Genomic DNA, 16,131 nt, shown 5'->3' with positions numbered 1-16,131 from the left:
TTAAATTTTGGCAGTTGGTAAGTCAGCATATTTTTCGACATCAAAATCCTGGAAAGCAATTTTCTTTTCAATTTTATAATATTCTCTTCCCAGAATATCATTGATGATGTAGGAATTACGGTAAGCAGCCATTCCCAGATCGGTAGAAATATAGCTGTGGGTATGAACTTCGGCATGAAGAACATAAATTTCGCCCCCGTTATGGTCTATTGAATAATTCCTGTTGACATCAAACAATCCACTGGAATCTCTCTTAATTCTATCCTGAATATTCTTTATGAATGCAGGTTCGTTATAACGGTATCCTGTTCCCAGAATCAGATAATCAGCTTCCTGATCATAAGGTACTTCCTGTTCCAGTTGGGTAAACTCAAGATTGATGAAATCCGGATTGCTGTTGTCTACTCTGTTCAGCTGGCTGTTAGGAATAATTGTAAGATTAGGATCCGCATTATCGATATTCAGATCATAGATGAAATCGTAGATATCATTGATCAGATCGTAATTGATTCCTTTAAACTGAGCCTGCTGCTTGCTTAAAATGGTTTTTCTTGCAGATTCGCTTCTGTTGTAGAAATAGTCTACATAATCAGGTGAAGTAAGCTCCAGTGTCAGCTTAGAATATTCCATAGGGAAAAATCTGTCCGGACGGGAATACCAACCCAGATGTGTTTCTTCGTTCCTGTTTTGAAGCAGGTCATAAAAAACTTCTGCTGAACTCTGTCCGGATCCGATAATGGCAATTTTCTTTCCTTGAGATAACAATTCCTCTTTTCTATACAGATAAGAACTGGTATGAATAACACGGGAATCATCCTTCGGAATGAAAGAAGGAATATGAGGTTGTGTTCCTGTTCCTAAAAACAATCTTTCCGTTTTAAAAATAGTCGTTTCTTTGGTTTTGGTATGAATAGTCGTTACATGATATAAACCGTCTTCATACGTAATATCCACTACCTGAGTAGAAAAACGGCATTGCGGAAGCTGTTCAATCACCCATTGGCAGTAACGGTTGTACTCTTTTCTCGGAATGAAAAAATCTTCTCTGATAAAAAACTTATACAGTCTTCCGGTTTCCTTCAGATAGTTCAAAAGGCTTAAAGGATTCGTAGGATCCGCCATGGATACGCAGTCGCATAAAAATGGAGTCTGCAGGGTTACATGGTCGATCATTAATCCCGGATGCCAGTCGAAACCATCTCTCTGGTCCAGGAAAAGGGTTTTCAGTTCCGGAATCGGATTGGATAATGCGGCAAGTCCCAGATTGAAAGGGCCAATCCCGATGCCTATTACATTGTATACGGCTTCGTTAGTCATTTTTTGTGATGTTTGTGGTGATTTGTACCTCTTTATTCTGTGGAAATTTTTCCCAGTACCATTCTCTGTAGCAGAAGTTCAGATTGGCTTTTTTATGAGGCATTTCAATTACTTTTTCTACTTTGAAGCCTACGTGGGCTTTGTTCATCATAGAAGCAAGCGAGTCTACAGATCCTTCGCCTACCATTTTTCCTACCTGTGGCTGTGCAAAAACATAGTCAACCATAGATTGTGTAGATGGAGAAACGAATTTTTTCTTTGGATCAGTCGGTGCAATAAACTGGTGCGTTCCGTAATCTGTTGGTAATACTTCGTAATAATCGCCTACCATATCTCTGCATGCCCAATAGATCTCGATATTACAGGAAGGCTCATCGTTTCCGGCAATAATATAGCTATGGGCTTCATCACCTGGAAGCATCAGTCTGTAATAGGTTTCCAATTCGTCAATGGGCCAGTTCATCTGCCAGATTTTAACGGCGTGTTCACGGTTGAACCACTCGTGAAGCATTTCAAGGTCATTTTCAAGATCAATAGGACGCATACTCATCGTCACATCCTCTTTCTGGAAGTACCTTTTAAAGAAAGCCTCTGTTCCCTGCGGATGGATAAGCTGGTCTGAGAAAAAATGTTTGTGAAGAAGGTTAGGAACCTTCGCATAAGCAATTGAAGAAGCATTCACGCCTCCATCTACATCAGCAACCGCCGACTGAAGATTTGATTTTACAGCCCAATATCTTTGATTCAAAGCATAATCCGTTAAAGATGATGGCTCAGACTCATGAAGATTTTCAAATTCCCTGTACAGAATATGGATTAATCTTCTTTCTTTAACAAGTCCCGTCTTACCTATTGAAGCAATCAGTGCACTCAGGTTGCTTACCAAAAGATGGTGAGAAACAATATCCAGCAGACGCTCATCTCTGATGAAAAGATCTTCCACTTCAGGATAGTCTTTGATCAGAGATTCATACTTTCCTTTGAAGGTTTCTTTGATTAAATAACCTTGTCCGTCTCTCACATAAATAGATTGAGGAAGCAATTGATTATCCAGCTGAACAAGGAGATTCTGCTGATGAACTTCAGGAGCCATGCCTAATTGATTGTACAATCTGTTTAAAGGAGAAAGCAAAAGATTTACATATTTTTCAAACCAGATAATAGCTGCTTTTTCTGCATCTACACCTAATTGATTGGCAGCATTCTTAAAGAAATGCGCCGTAAAATTGAAACCATCTGTAGATTCATCCTGACATAGCCTTGCCAATAGAATCACTTTATCTTCATTGGAAAAAGGATTTTCACGGAGCAGTATATTCAGACTGTCCATATTTTTTCCCTCATAATGAACGCTTAACGTGGATGGTTCCAGTAATAATTTAAAATTTGGGAAGCTTTGTTCAAATGAAGCTTTTTGATGCTGCCACCATATTGCGGAAGCATAACCTCTGTTGAGATCTTTTAAACTGTTTGTTCTCACAGAGCCTGTCATTAAAACATGCAGAGAAAATTTCAACATCCAGCTGAAATCAGGATTATACACCGTTCTTATGGAAGATGTTGCATAAAAATCCTCACCCAATGGCCCAATGTGAATGATTTTCCCGGAACCGAGCATTTCAGGATATTCTTCTGTAGATAAAAGATATTGTGCCTCCCATGGATGGCATGGAACGATGTAAAAATCATTGATGTTTTCAAAATCGTAGCTTTCCGGTAAAGAAGTCCATTTTTCGAAGATTTCTTTTGCTGAAATCCCCGGAAGAGATTTTTCTGTAATACAGTCTTTATGGATCAGGAAGTAATCCAGCTGAAATCCTTTCCCGAATTCAGGGCCGTATAACAACTGTTCTTCCTCAGAAAATCCCATTCTTGATTTGGTGAAAGGATGCAGATTGTGGCCTGCGGGAAGCATTTGCTCAGATTCAAGGAAAGAATAGGTCAACAACTGATCATCCTGCAGGCAGGCTTCTGTTGTCAGTTCCAGATTTCTTAAGCTGCTTTGAATTCTTTCCATAAAGTTTCTAAAACTCGTTTCGTTGGTAGTTTCAGAAAGTTCTTTGTAAACCAGTTCAGTAAGCTTTTGATCATTCACTTCAAAAACTTCTTGGTTTTGATGATCTACCGCCCACAAAACAGGTCCGTATTCATGAAAAAGAGTTTCGGAACGATAGGAAACCGGAGCAAATAAAAACAGTCCGCTTTTTTTCATTTCAAATCTCATAAACAATGAATAATCACTGTTCTGAAGAGCCTTTGCTGTAAGAAGATCATATTTCGGAACGCCCTGATAGAATTTTCCGTTTCCCAGTTCTCTCAGCATTCCGTTCAACAGAATTCTGAAAGTAATTTCCCGGGCTTTTTCTCCTGTTCTATTTTTCTGAATTAAAGTCTTTTCCATGATTTTTGATTGTGGTGAGAATTTGATGAATGTCCTCCGTAGTCGTAATCGGGTTCAGGAAGGTAAACTTCAGATAGAAGTTCCCATCCACTTTTGTACTGGCTACAAGGATTTCTCCGCTATAGAACAATTTCATCTTGATGTATTGATTCAAGGCATTCAGATCACTGATTTCCGGATTTACATACCTGAAAACAAGAACACTCAAGTCGGAATCTGAAAGGAGTTCAAAATCAGCATCTTCAGAGATCATCGCTGCAGCATCTTTGGTAAGATCGATCACGGTATCTGTATATTCTGCCAATTGTTCTTTCCCCATCATTCTTAGGGTAAACCAAAGTTTTAACGCATCAAATCTTCTTGTACTCTGGGTAATGGATTTATTGATCTGTGCCGGAATTTCTTCTTCATCCATTTCCTTAGGATTCAGATAATCTGCGTGGTGTTTAAGAATCAACAGTTCTTTTTTGTTTTTCACAATAAAAGCACTGCTGCTGATAGGCTGGAAGAATGATTTGTGATAATCAATCGTTACAGAGTCGGCTCTTTCAATGCCATTGATAAGATCACGGTATTTTTCGCTTAATAATAAAGCACAACCGTAAGCGGCATCTACATGCATCCAGATGTTATAGTGTTCTGCAATATTGGCAATATCTTCGAGTGGATCAATATTTCCAAAGTCTGTAGTTCCGGCTGTCGCTACGATTCCGATAGGAATATTTCCTAATTGCTCTTCCCTCTTAATGTATTTCTTTAAAAGAGAAATATCCATACGGAAACGGTCATCGGTCGGAACTTTAACAATACTTTTCTCACCCAATCCCATAATGGATGCATTTTTCAGATTGCTGAAGTGAGATTTATCGGAAACAAATATCCTGAAACGGCTTGCCTCCGCTGGCAGACCATCCATTTTAATATTGTGGTTATATTTTTTCTGAGAAAAACAGTCACGCATCATCACCAATCCCATTAGGTTGCTCTGTGAGCCTCCTGCTGTGAAAACGCCATCGCTTTCGTTCGGATTATATCCGATCTGACCGGCAGTCCAGTCGATCAGTTTTCTTTCCATAAAGGTTCCTCCCGCACTCTGATCATAAGTATCCTGAGAAGAATTGATAGCACTTACAAGGATTTCTCCTGCCAATGCCGGAATGACTACAGGGCAGTTAAGATGCGCTACATATTGTGGTAAGTGAAAAGCGGTGGCATGTTTCACATAGATTTCATCTACTTCAGCCAGCAGCTCATTATAGTTGGATAGTTTTTGGTTAAGATCAATCTGTTGTACCATTCCTTTCATTGTTCTGGCTTCGATACCACTGAAAGGTTTGTTGTTTCTGTGAAGAAATTCCTGAACCAGGTCTAAAGTACTGTTGACAGCATTACGATAATGCTCATAATTGTCAGGATGAAAAATATTCCCAAAATTCCCCGAAATGTGGGGTGAAGTTGTGCTTGTGAGCGCTTCAAGGGATATTAAATTGTTGTTCATAAAAGTTTTGTAATGTGATTTTTTTAATCTGTGAGTTGTTGTGGTTTTTTCGATATATGGTTATATATATCTAATAGTCAGGTTTTTAAATTTTACATTTTTTATTATATTTTATTTGGTGATTACATAATTATTACTAAATTTGACTTAGCTATTGTTATTTAGAATAATTAAAAACAAAGATAAAAATTATTACTTAACACCAAATTTTTTTTAATGAATTCTACAGAAATTTTAGATAAAGACTGTTTAACAGCTGTAAAACTGCTTCCTATGGTCATAGAAGTCACCTCTCAGGAAAGAAGAATGATAAAAGATGCGGCATTGCATCTTCAGAAAAAGTATGACACTTATGAAAACCGTGATTTTATAAAACATGTACATCAACTGGCCTCTTATTTTCTTCCGGAAAGGATTCTAAATATAGCAGCTGATTTTGCGAGTGACTTTTCTGAAAATCAGTATGGCGCGCTGGTTTTTACAGGATTGATGGATATAGATCAGGAGGAAATAGGTTCTACTCCACCCAACTGGCAATCGGCAGATTATTCAAAGTTTAATTTATATGGTTTTGCGTGTGCGCTTATTCATGGGGCACTTCCCTCAAAGCCTGTACAATATTATTCACAGCGTAAAGGCGGCGGATTGATCCATGCCATCATTCCTGATGAAAAAATGAAGGAAACGCAAACCGGATCAGGATCTTCTACAGATTTATATGTCCATACGGAAGACGCTTTTCTGAAACATCAGGCTGATTTTTTAAGCTTTATGTATGTGAGAAACGAAGAGCAGGTTCCTTCAACGCTATATTCCATCCGTTCTCATGAGTCTATCGGGGAAAAGTACAGAGCACTTTTTGATCCTATTTATAAAATTCCGAAAGACGCCAACCTGGAAACTGGAAACAGTGAAGAAGATACCCTGGATTCTGTGTTGTATGGGAATTATAGCCTTCCTTTCATGAGATTCGATGCTGCTGAACAGCTTTTCAATTCCAGCATCAGACAGTCTGATGAAGCGCAGCATACACTGCATGAATTCTGGGAAGAAGCCCGACATTTGATTTATTCAGGATTTACTCCTCAGGCTGGTGATGTTATTCTTGTTAATAATCACTTATGTGCTCATGGAAGATCGGCCTTCCGTGCGGGAATAAGAAATATTGATGGTGTAGAACAGCCATGTGAAAGAAGGATTATGCTTCGTATGATGAGCAAAGTAAGTCTTATTGATATGAGAGCACACACTCTTACGGAAGATCCGTTCTTTGTGATTGAGGAACATCTGGGGAAAAATTTTCAACATTTTTAATAGAATGCCTGGTTAGTTGGTATTTTTGAACATTCAATCAGTCGAAAACCTTTTTGGGCATTGCCCGAAAAGGTTTTTTTTCTGGTTAGCCCTTTTAAAAGGTTAATAAAGTAAGTTTTGGCTAAAGCCAATGGATTTATTATCTATTTATTTAAACGGGCTAAAGCCCGTTCCTATTGAATATTGATTAGTTTTTATATCAATAGAAGCGGATTTTAGTCGAAACTTAAAAAAGGGTTCATTGTTTAAAAAACCTGTCAAACAAAGACAACTGTTCAGATAATGATCTGCTCCAGTATTCCGGAACGTGCCCGCCTAAAGATTCTGTGTAGAGATGCTGGATCTTCATTTCAGTCAGCTTTTTATGAAAATTCCTGTTCATATTAATCATTTGGGTATCATCCGTTCCACAGTCGAAAATATATTGCTGATCTGCTGCGGCCATCAGTTTTATTCTGTTGTCCGTAAGGAAATTCGGATTGATAGACTCCAATGGTCCCAGCACTTTATTCACCATATATTTCTGATATCCTTCCCCGAACGAATTGAAGTCCAGTGCTCCACATGAACTTCCAACGATTCCAAATGTCTTGTTATACGTAACCCCGATGTTGGTAGCTCCATAGCCTCCCATACTCCATCCTAAAATCCCGCGGAATTTCTTCTCAGCTTTCACAGGATAGTTTTTATCAATAAATTCTACCAGTTCTTTTCCAATAAAAGTCTGATATTGCGAATCCTTAACAACCGGGCTGTCTACATACCAGGAACTGTAATTCCCATCCGGAAGCACATAGATTGTTTTCAATTGCTGAGCTTTTTTAACCAGATCAGGAATATCCTGCTTGATAATCCTGTCCGGATTACCGCTGAAGCCGTGAAGAATATAAACGGACGGATATTTCGTATTACGCTGAAGATTGGGGGTAATAATTACTGTTTTGATTTTCTTATTCATTTTCGGACTGAAAACTTCCTGATGAATAATTTTTTGTGCGGATGACTGTACAAAGGCAGTCATTACAAATACAATGTTGATAAGCTTCTTCATGCTGAAATAAATTTTAATTAATGATAATCACTGGTATAGTATTTTTTAAAACATATTGTGTACCAATGCATCTTTGACAGAGCAAAATTGTAGCATAAAAAAGATAAAAGCTTCAACATATGTTGAGGCTTTTATCTTTTTATTTTGTTTTAATACCGTGGGATCCATGCAAAATGGTGATCATCAGTATTTCCAAAGCATTAATCCTGCCTGATAACCTGTTCCCAAGGTCCATATAAGAATATAATCTCCTTTTTTCAATGATTTTACTTCTTTTTGATATTGGTCTAAAGCTAAAAATGGACTGGATGCTCCGGTATACCCAAGCTCTTTAGAGTAAAAAGGAATTTTTTCCTCCGGCAGCTGAAAGTAATCGCGGATCATATTGATATTCCTGATAGAAAACTGTGAAAATAAAAACAAATCAATCTGCTCAAGGCTTATCTGATTGCGCTTTAAGAACAGAGGAATATTTTCCAGTGCAAAATTAACACTTCCCATGCCGTCAAAAATACGATCCCAGGTTGTCAGATCGCCATGATCATGACGTGAATTTCCTTTAGGTGGGTAGAGTACGGTATTACAAAAACTGCTGTCTGTATGATATAATACATCTAATAACCCTGAGGTGTTGTCCCCATCATTTTCTACGATGAAAGCAAAAGCAGAATCTGAAAGACAAAAAGCGGTAATCGGATTGTCAGGATCTAATATCCTTGAAAATTTTTCGGCACAAACTACCAAGGCTTTTGTTCCGGACCGGGTTCCTTTTAAATATTTTGATACCTGATCCAGCGCTATAAACGCTCCAATACAGTTGGCGTTCATATCATAACATAGGGTATTCGGTTTTCCGTTAAGCGCATGATGGATCTGGATGGCGTCACAGGGAATATGATGTTCGGGAGAACTGCTTACAAAAATAATAATATCTATATCGAGGATAGAAATATTACTTTCTTTAAGAACTCCTCTTGCAGCTTCAATTCCCATAGAAAGTGTAGTTTCAAAAGAATTCTCGGGAACAATAAAACGTTCTGCCCTGCCTAAAGCATTCTGGATTTTTTGCATTGAAATTTCCTGCCTTTCAAAGTGTTCAATAACGGCTGTATTATTTTCTACAAAATCAGGATGATAGAAATACGTGTGGTGTAACTTCATGTCTGGTTAATATTTTAATTATATCTCTTATTTGTGATATAATGTAAATTTAACATAATATTGAGATATATCCCAGAAACATGAAATAAATCATTAATACTGATTATTATAAATACGGGTAAAATTTAATGGTATTTATCTCCCTGAACTTCTTTTTTGATCCGGCTGAGCTGTGTAGGTGTAATTCCCAGATAAGAAGCAATGTGATGCTGTTTTAATCTGTTATAAAGAGTGGTGTTTTCAAGCAACTGCAAATACCGTTTTTTAGCTGTTTCGTATTTGAGGGAAACTTCCAAAGGTTCTTTTTTAACTACCCAGTTTTTTTCCAGATAATACATATGAAAAAGAGCAAGGTCATGATGTTTTTCAAGCAATCCCCGATAGGCTTTTGCAGGATATTGTATTACAGCACAATCTTCAAGTGCAACGATATTAAAATCGCTGGGTTCATTTTTTATAATAGCAGCTGTAGAAGCAACAAAGCTGTTTTCTTCAAAAAAGATTTTGTAAATGTTATTCCCCTGTTCATCTACTGTGTAATATCCTATCAGTCCTGACTTTAAAAAGTAATAATATCTGGCCATAGAACCGGATTCCTGCAGAAGATTGTTTTTGCGGTAGTACTCTTCTGTACAGATATCCAATAATCTTTAATGGTTTCCTCAGATAAAGGATAATAGTGATTAATATGTTTTACAAATTCTAAATGCTTCATTTTGGTATTTGGAAAGTATAAAGGATTGTATTACACAATCATCTGTGAAACCCTGTGTAATCAGTGGTTACATACAATCTTTCTGTTTTGCAGAAAATTAATCCAATACTTTTTTCATCATCAGATCGGTCTGTTCTTCTTCCCCAAGCCTGAAAATATGCTTATCAAACTCAACGAATCCATTTTTTCTGTAAAATTGTAAAGCTCTCAGGTTTTTTTCCCAAACCCCAAGCCATAAGTATGATTTACCAAGCTGCTCAGCTGTTTCCAAAGCCTGGTTATAAAGAAGCTGGCCCACTTTTTTACCGTGATGGCTTTTCTTTACATAGATTCTTTCAATTTCAAGGGCGGTATCATCCTGAAGTTCGGTCTGTGCCTCTCCGGAATTGACTTTCAGATAGCCTACAGGATTGTCTTCTTCCCAGGCAATATAGAAAAATGAATCAGGATTATTCAACTCTGATTTTATTTTTTCTGTATTAAAACTTTCTTCCAGATACTTTTTCATGGCCTCTTCCGTATTATCTTCTGCAAAAGTTTCAGAAAACGTCTGTATTCCTAAACTTTGTACAATTTCTACGTTTTCAGCCGAGGCTTTATAAATGATAATTGAACTCATAATGATAAGAATAAATGTTATGAAAAAAGGATTTTCTTAAATGCTTCGGAAGCCAGATGTACCTGTACACTCCAGTCATCAGCGGCATCGCTTCCTGCATCGTCAGAAATATATTTCAGACATAAAAACGGAATGTTTTCCTGTTGGGCAATCAATGCCAGCGGATAGGCTTCCATGTCTACAATATTGTAATCTGTCTCAGAGTGGTTCATTTCAAAACTGTCTCCGCTTCCACAGATTCCCTCTTTCAAAGTATCCATTTTAAGACCGTATTCCAATACAGGTGGTACTCCGGATAATGGTGTTTCATACAATTGAAACCCTAATCCTCTTACGTCCATGTCTCTCTGGATGAACTTTGTACAGCATACCACTTCTCCTTTGTGAAATCCTTTACTTCCTGCAGAACCTAAATTCACGATCAGTTTAGGTTTTCTTGTATGAATTTCTTTGGTTAATTCAATCGCTGCATTTACTTTTCCGATGCCGGTAATTAATTTGTTTTTATCGTCAAAAACGGTTCCTGCTTCGGAATCTAATGCAAAAACAAAAAGGGTATCATCTATTGAATAATGACTTTCGTTGTTAATTTTTATCATTGAGAAATCAGATTTATACAGCTATTGACACTGTATTACAAAGATACAACAGGTTTTCCTTTTTTTGCATTAAGAACGATAAATATTAAATAACATACAATAAACAGAAACAAAGGAATCTTGAATGCAAAATAATTAAACTTTTCTATGGGAGTTTGCACTATCCTGCCCATAATGGGTGAAAGCATCATCATAAAACTTAAAATTGTTATGAGTACTTTATTTTTCCATCTTGTAACATTAAGTATAGCACCTAAAAGCCCTAATATAGCAAAAATTTGCTCTATATTCCAGAAATCAAAAGCAGTAAATAGAAGCCAAAAAATAAATGGTAATCCTATCATTTGTCCCATTAAGATAATGAACAGGTAAGAAATAATTGAGGTATATCTAAAAATGTTAATGTTCATTTTCTTAAATCTTAGCGGATTTCATTGAAGTCTTTCAAATATATAAATATTCAATTATATACCTAATTAAAAACCCCAAAATAAAACTATTTTGGGGTTCTCATATCTTAGATGCTGCATCCGTCTGCATCACAGGAAGCTCCGTTTTCACCGGAAAGATCCTTAAACGGGCTCACGGTTTCTTTATACGTCTGCTGAAGGGCATTTTCAAATACCTCTGCAGGCTGCGCGCCGGAAACGGCATATTTACCATTCAAAACGAAGAAAGGAACTCCGGAAATTCCATTGTTTCTCGCCTCCTGAATATCCTGGTTGACTTCATAATCCAGTTGATCTGTAGTAACGGCCTGTCTTGCTTCTTCTTTATCAATTCCTAAACTTTCAGCAAGATCAACCAGAACTTCTATATCTCCCACGTTTTTACCATCAATAAAATGGGCGATAAATAATGCTTCTTCCATTTCATTGGATTTATTGTGTTTTTTAGCCAAATGAAGCAGTTTGTGGGCACTGAAGGTATTGGTGATCAAAGTTTTCCCAAAATTAAAATCAATTCCGGCTCCTTTTCCCATTTGAGTAACCTGCCCCAGCATCTGAGCAGCCTGAGGCTCAGCAACTCCTTTTTTCTCCCTGAAATATTGTATTGTATCCTGAGTTTTATTGGGGTCTAGAGTTGGATCCAGTTGAAAACTCTTCCACTCTACTTCTACTTCATCTTTAAAAGGAAGCTTATTCAAAGCATGTTCAAAATTATTTTTTCCGATATAACAAAACGGACACATCACGTCCGACCAGATTTCTATTTTCATTGTCTTTAATTTTAAATCAAGAAACTGTTTAAACTTATCAAAAAATATTCAATCTCTATTAAAACCGTTAAGAAGCATTTAAAAGATAAAGCGTAGTTAGATGAGTCATTCAGATTTTTAATCGTAAAGCGAAGCCCATCTTAATACTCTTAAACTCTTATTAAATCTTAATGGTTCAAAAATAAAAGCTTAATCAATTTCAAATTAATAGTACAAAGATACTGTATTTTATTTAATGTAACAAAAATTATTACAGTTTAATTCTGACAGGCGGAAAGTACCTGTCTGCGCTTCCCTACGATTACTTTTAGAATCATCATTGCAAAGGCAAGAAGTCCAAAAACAAGACCTATCCAGGGAATATACTCTACTCCTTTAGTAACGATTACCCATCCACCGATGGTAGTTCCCACCGTCACCCCCAGATTTCCGAATGAGGTAGCAAGGCTGTTGGCAAACTCCAGTGACTCCGGTGCTGAAGAGATCATATAAGTGGATGCATTCAAAAAGCTCGGTGAATAAAGGAATCCCCAGATTCCAATAACAGCAATCGTTGCCCATAGGTTTCCGTCAGAAAAATAGAGAAAAACAGGCACTACAATCGTTCCGGAAAGAAAAATAGCGGTGGTACCTGCGACATTTTTATTAAGCATTTTTCCGGCTACTCCATTGGCGAATACTCCGATAATTCCAAACAACAGGAGCATATAGCTTACCATTGAAGTATCCATTCCTTTGGCTTTGTTCAGATAATCTGCAAAATAACTGTAAGTAGAAAACCACGCAGTAATCATGAAAAAATTAGTCAGTGTACTCAGTACAAATGGAGGTTGCTTCAATATTCTGATCTGATTTCCATAAGATTTTTTCTCTTTCACAGGCATTGAAGGAAGCATAAAATAAACGACCATCAGAGCAATCAGACTCACCACAGTCTGTATCATAAATGAATATTGAAAGGCCCAAAGCCCGGCAATCCAGGTGGCAAACGGTACTGTTGTTACCATGGCAATGGCTACTCCATTAAAAACAATTCCCATTAATCCATTCTTTTTCCGGTCATCTGCCTGAGATACCGCCACAGATAATGCAGTCGCGATATATACCGGCTGAAGGAATGCAGGTAAAATTCTCACCAACATCAGCAGCCAGAAAGGAGGTGAAAAAGAAGATACAAATCCTGTAATCAGAAACATGAAAATCGCAGTAAGCATTATTTTCTTACGGTCAAAACCTGATGTCAGTAAAGTCATAAAAGGTCCTGTAAGCGCAATAATTAAAGCAAAAGCACTCAAGAGATACCCAGCCTTGTCTATGCTGATCTTATAATGTTCTGCAATCTGTGGAAGAATTCCGATCACCCCAAATTCTGTTGTAATAACCGCTATAAATCCCAGACATCCAATGTATGCATATTTCTTCATGATACTTATTCGCCGGATTTTAAGTTTTGATGGGCAAACTCAGCCATTTCATTCACTGCTGACTGTACTTCTTCCAGTAGTTCTCCCATATGCATAAATCCATGGACCATATCTTTGTAGAGGCTTGTTTTAAGCTTAATTCCCGCATTTTCCATATTGGCAGAAAGCTGTTTTCCATCATCCAGTAAAGGATCATGTTCTGCCAGAATAATTAAGGTAGGTGGTGTCTCTTTAAAATCTCTGATTAAAACAGGAATTGCCAGAGGATTATCTTTCTCATCTTCCGGAAGATATCCTGCCCATGCTTCTATCCCACCCTGTTTATTGAGAACCGGACCGTTTTCATAGGTTTCCCAGGTTTTTGAATTCAACTGATTATCTACTGCAGGATAAATCAATACCTGAAATTTCAGATGTTTTCCCAGCTGGGTAGAAACTGCCGTTGATAAAGCCGCTCCGGCACTGTCCCCTATGATTCCTACTTTATCAGTATCGATTCCTAAAGATTCTGCATTTTCAAATACCCATTTTACACCATCGATACAATCATTTAGACCAGCCGGAAAAGGATGTTCGGGAGCAAGACGGTAATCTATAAAAATAACTACAGCTCCTGTTTTATTAGCCAACTTGCGGACTACAGCATCATGGGTCTCATACCCACCGGCAATAAACCATCCTCCATGAATATAAATAATAGCTGGTGATTGTTGAACATCTCTTCCTTTAGGACGGTAAATACGGATAGGAATCTGATGAGTTTCCTGTAGAATATGCAGCTCTTCAATCATGGTTACTGATTCTTTCTTCCCGCTAAGCTGAAGAGACATGGTTTCAAGAAATTTTCTTGCTCCGTCTAAAGAATCCTGAGGATTGAAGGGTTGCATACTTTCTAAATGATTTAAAATCTGTTTTATCTTAGGCGTTAATTGCATTTTTATTTTGATTTAAGTTGTTGCTACTGCGGAAAACATGAGCGCTATTGTCCTTCCTCTTGCAGTTATTTTCTGTTTTGATGAACAAAATTAAATCTCAAACCTTACATTTGCATTGTATACAGCTAAATGTATGGTACTAACAAATTTGTAAGTAATGGGCAAAATAAAAGAAAACTCAACGAATAATATCAACAAAAAGTATATCCAGGGATGTGATCTGAGCTATGCAGTATGCAAAATCGGAGGACGTTGGAAACTGATTATTTTAAATAAGTTAAAAGACGGAAAATTACGTTTCAGTGAACTTAGAAACTCTATTTCAGGAATAACGGAAAGAATGCTAACCCTTCAGCTGAGAGAACTTGAAAAAGAAAGTCTGGTAAAAAGAACTGTCCATGCTGAAGTTCCGCCAAGAGTAGATTATGAACTTACAGCTATTGCCAGAGAGTTGATTCCGATCTGGAAACAGCTTGATGAATGGGGAGGAAAACATAGGGAAATGATGCAGACCCAGGAAACAATTGAAGAGTAAAGATTAGAATCTGCAGATTTGAAAATAAAAGAAGCGTGATTTTATCTTAATAAAATCACGCTTCTTCAGCAAGTCAAAATATAAAAAATCACATCTCTGTGTTTGCTTTATTTACTCTTTTTGAAAACAATATATGAGCGATCAGAGCCAATACACCAAATACAGTTCCTACAAAGCATACACCTGTCCATTGAGCCTTTTGCCAGGCGATAGAAGCCAGCCAGGTTCCCAGTGATCCTCCGATAAAATAAGATACCATGTACACCGTATTCAGTCGGTTCACTGCATTGGATTTAATCAGGAAATAATTGGTCTGGTTCATAATATGGCTCGACTGTACTCCCAGATCAACAAGAATCACCCCTACAATTAATCCCCAATAGGTTTCTCCTGCAAAATAGGTAAAGCCCCAGCTTCCTATCACAATCAATAAAGAGTACAATATAATCCGGTTAATATCCAGATACTTTTGAAGTTTCCCCACCTTAGCTGCAGCTAAAGCTCCTACAGCTCCTGCTAATCCAAAGCTTCCCACTACAGACGATCCGGCATTAAAAGGAGGTTTCTCCATGTGAAAAACCAATGTGGTAAACAAAGCACACATCGACCCGAATGCCATAGCTCCACGGAATGATGCCAGTTGAAGAATCGGTTGTGTTTTGGCAAGTTGGACAACAGAACGCATCAGTTCTTTATAACTTCCTTTAAAATTAGGAGACAGCTCCGGAAGCATTTTATAGACAGCTAACCAGACAAGAATCATTAATCCTGCTGCAATTCCAAACATGGCTCTCCACCCCCAGACTTCTCCTACAATTCCACCCACAAAACGGGACAGAAGAATTCCGAGCAATAACCCGGACATAACCAACCCTATATTGGAGGATTTTTCTTTATCAGATGAAAGCTCAGCTGCAATAGGGACAAATAATTGCGGAATTACTGATGTAGCTCCAATCAGTAAACTGGCTGCATACAGCATCCACAACTGAGTAGCAAAAGTCATCCATAAAAGTGAACCAAAAACCAGACACAAATCAATTAAAATTAATTTCTTGCGGAAAAACTTATCTCCCAAAGGAACAATCAGCAGCAATCCTAATGCATAGCCAATCTGTGTAAGGACAGAAATTTTACTCGCAGCACTTTCAGAAACCTGAAGTTCTTCAGAGATGAGTGCCAATAAAGGCTGATTATAATAATTGTTGGCGACTACAAGCCCGGAAATAACGGCCATAAGCCAGATGACAGTCCGGGAAATACCCTGGGAAGAACTCTCCTGCATTGCGTATAAAGTTTTTATTTGAATTGAAAGTCATCTGACAGCAGATCGTCAGATTTTT

The 16,131-nt window shown here is 37.5% G+C and carries 15 protein-coding genes; 2 read left to right on the top strand and 13 right to left on the bottom strand.

All coding sequences use genetic code 11. From position 1 onward, the window contains the following. The 3 genes from RHP76_RS03585 to RHP76_RS03575 are packed head-to-tail and all read right to left on the bottom strand — an operon-like array spanning position 1 to position 5,216. A complete protein-coding gene (locus RHP76_RS03585; RefSeq protein WP_311229501.1) occupies positions 1-1,317 on the bottom strand; it encodes a lysine N(6)-hydroxylase/L-ornithine N(5)-oxygenase family protein in 1,317 nt (438 codons plus the stop codon). After that, positions 1,310-3,718, bottom strand: coding sequence for a GNAT family N-acetyltransferase (locus RHP76_RS03580; RefSeq protein WP_311229500.1), 2,409 nt, complete (start codon positions 3,716-3,718; stop codon positions 1,310-1,312). Before RHP76_RS03580 ends, RHP76_RS03585 begins: the two co-directional genes overlap by 8 nt. Then, a complete protein-coding gene (locus RHP76_RS03575) occupies positions 3,690-5,216 on the bottom strand; it encodes a pyridoxal phosphate-dependent decarboxylase family protein (RefSeq protein WP_311229499.1) in 1,527 nt (508 codons plus the stop codon). The genes RHP76_RS03580 and RHP76_RS03575 overlap by 29 nt, the downstream gene beginning before the upstream one ends. Positions 5,217-5,432: 216 nt before the next feature. Between RHP76_RS03575 and RHP76_RS03570 the strand changes: the two genes are divergently transcribed. Continuing rightward, the gene (locus tag RHP76_RS03570; protein ID WP_311229498.1) at positions 5,433-6,530 is read left to right on the top strand and encodes a TauD/TfdA family dioxygenase; all 1,098 of its coding nucleotides are present in this window, start codon (positions 5,433-5,435) and stop codon (positions 6,528-6,530) included. A gap of 238 nt (positions 6,531-6,768) precedes the next feature. On the opposite strand, the gene RHP76_RS03565 is transcribed toward RHP76_RS03570, so the two are convergent. The 9 genes from RHP76_RS03565 to RHP76_RS03525 all read right to left on the bottom strand — a co-directional run bounded on the left by RHP76_RS03565 (position 6,769) and on the right by RHP76_RS03525 (position 14,253). Next, positions 6,769-7,581, bottom strand: a complete 813-nt coding sequence (locus RHP76_RS03565) for an alpha/beta hydrolase (protein WP_216444605.1) — start codon at positions 7,579-7,581, stop codon at positions 6,769-6,771. A 183-nt stretch (positions 7,582-7,764) separates the two neighbouring features. Further along, positions 7,765-8,742 carry a 3-oxoacyl-ACP synthase III family protein gene (locus RHP76_RS03560; protein ID WP_062669574.1) on the bottom strand — a complete coding sequence of 326 codons (978 nt, stop codon included), beginning with the start codon at positions 8,740-8,742 and terminating at the stop codon, positions 7,765-7,767. Between the two features lie 125 nt (positions 8,743-8,867). Continuing rightward, complete coding sequence (locus RHP76_RS03555; protein ID WP_311229497.1) at positions 8,868-9,386, bottom strand: Crp/Fnr family transcriptional regulator; 519 nt, start codon at positions 9,384-9,386, stop codon at positions 8,868-8,870. A 168-nt stretch (positions 9,387-9,554) separates the two neighbouring features. Then, positions 9,555-10,076, bottom strand: a complete 522-nt coding sequence (locus RHP76_RS03550) for a GNAT family N-acetyltransferase (RefSeq protein ID WP_311229496.1) — start codon at positions 10,074-10,076, stop codon at positions 9,555-9,557. 17 nt (positions 10,077-10,093) lie between these two features. Then, positions 10,094-10,675, bottom strand: a complete 582-nt coding sequence (locus RHP76_RS03545; RefSeq protein WP_120231116.1) for a 5'-methylthioadenosine/S-adenosylhomocysteine nucleosidase family protein — start codon at positions 10,673-10,675, stop codon at positions 10,094-10,096. 35 nt (positions 10,676-10,710) lie between these two features. Beyond that, a complete protein-coding gene (locus RHP76_RS03540) occupies positions 10,711-11,019 on the bottom strand; it encodes a hypothetical protein (protein ID WP_311229495.1) in 309 nt (102 codons plus the stop codon). Positions 11,020-11,192: 173 nt separating this feature from the next. Further along, positions 11,193-11,894, bottom strand: a complete 702-nt coding sequence (locus tag RHP76_RS03535; RefSeq protein WP_311229494.1) for a DsbA family oxidoreductase — start codon at positions 11,892-11,894, stop codon at positions 11,193-11,195. 257 nt (positions 11,895-12,151) lie between these two features. Next, the gene (locus tag RHP76_RS03530) at positions 12,152-13,318 is read right to left on the bottom strand and encodes an MFS transporter (protein WP_311229493.1); all 1,167 of its coding nucleotides are present in this window, start codon (positions 13,316-13,318) and stop codon (positions 12,152-12,154) included. A 5-nt stretch (positions 13,319-13,323) separates the two neighbouring features. Next, positions 13,324-14,253 carry an alpha/beta hydrolase gene (locus RHP76_RS03525; protein WP_311229492.1) on the bottom strand — a complete coding sequence of 310 codons (930 nt, stop codon included), beginning with the start codon at positions 14,251-14,253 and terminating at the stop codon, positions 13,324-13,326. 157 nt (positions 14,254-14,410) lie between these two features. Here RHP76_RS03525 and RHP76_RS03520 point away from each other — a divergent pair, with 157 nt between their 5' ends. Further along, positions 14,411-14,788, top strand: coding sequence for a winged helix-turn-helix transcriptional regulator (locus RHP76_RS03520; RefSeq protein WP_120231112.1), 378 nt, complete (start codon positions 14,411-14,413; stop codon positions 14,786-14,788). 88 nt (positions 14,789-14,876) lie between these two features. Here RHP76_RS03520 and RHP76_RS03515 read toward each other — a convergent pair whose 3' ends face one another. Further along, positions 14,877-16,073, bottom strand: coding sequence for an MFS transporter (locus RHP76_RS03515; protein WP_120231111.1), 1,197 nt, complete (start codon positions 16,071-16,073; stop codon positions 14,877-14,879). Between the last annotated feature and the right edge of the window lie 58 nt (positions 16,074-16,131).

The sequence above is a fragment of the Chryseobacterium sp. SG20098 genome (genome assembly GCF_031844745.1).
Classification (GTDB): Bacteria; Bacteroidota; Bacteroidia; order Flavobacteriales; family Weeksellaceae; genus Chryseobacterium; species Chryseobacterium cucumeris.
The sequence above is the reverse complement of the archived record's forward strand: the minus strand, read 5'-3'. Positions and strand labels throughout refer to the sequence as shown.

What these genes read in the sequence shown, in the direction of transcription:
- RHP76_RS03575 (WP_311229499.1), bottom strand. Translation starts at nt 5,216, where the DNA reads ATGAACAACAATTTAATATCCCTTGAAGCGCTCACAAGCACAACTTCA.
- RHP76_RS03585 (WP_311229501.1), bottom strand. Translation starts at nt 1,317, where the DNA reads ATGACTAACGAAGCCGTATACAATGTAATAGGCATCGGGATTGGCCCT.
- RHP76_RS03565 (WP_216444605.1), bottom strand. Translation starts at nt 7,581, where the DNA reads ATGAAGAAGCTTATCAACATTGTATTTGTAATGACTGCCTTTGTACAG.
- RHP76_RS03535 (WP_311229494.1), bottom strand. Translation starts at nt 11,894, where the DNA reads ATGAAAATAGAAATCTGGTCGGACGTGATGTGTCCGTTTTGTTATATC.
- RHP76_RS03520 (WP_120231112.1), top strand. Translation starts at nt 14,411, where the DNA reads ATGGGCAAAATAAAAGAAAACTCAACGAATAATATCAACAAAAAGTAT.
- RHP76_RS03525 (WP_311229492.1), bottom strand. Translation starts at nt 14,253, where the DNA reads ATGCAATTAACGCCTAAGATAAAACAGATTTTAAATCATTTAGAAAGT.
- RHP76_RS03540 (WP_311229495.1), bottom strand. Translation starts at nt 11,019, where the DNA reads ATGATAGGATTACCATTTATTTTTTGGCTTCTATTTACTGCTTTTGAT.
- RHP76_RS03580 (WP_311229500.1), bottom strand. Translation starts at nt 3,718, where the DNA reads ATGGAAAAGACTTTAATTCAGAAAAATAGAACAGGAGAAAAAGCCCGG.
- RHP76_RS03550 (WP_311229496.1), bottom strand. Translation starts at nt 10,076, where the DNA reads ATGAGTTCAATTATCATTTATAAAGCCTCGGCTGAAAACGTAGAAATT.
- RHP76_RS03570 (WP_311229498.1), top strand. Translation starts at nt 5,433, where the DNA reads ATGAATTCTACAGAAATTTTAGATAAAGACTGTTTAACAGCTGTAAAA.
- RHP76_RS03530 (WP_311229493.1), bottom strand. Translation starts at nt 13,318, where the DNA reads ATGAAGAAATATGCATACATTGGATGTCTGGGATTTATAGCGGTTATT.
- RHP76_RS03515 (WP_120231111.1), bottom strand. Translation starts at nt 16,073, where the DNA reads ATGCAGGAGAGTTCTTCCCAGGGTATTTCCCGGACTGTCATCTGGCTT.
- RHP76_RS03560 (WP_062669574.1), bottom strand. Translation starts at nt 8,742, where the DNA reads ATGAAGTTACACCACACGTATTTCTATCATCCTGATTTTGTAGAAAAT.
- RHP76_RS03545 (WP_120231116.1), bottom strand. Translation starts at nt 10,675, where the DNA reads ATGATAAAAATTAACAACGAAAGTCATTATTCAATAGATGATACCCTT.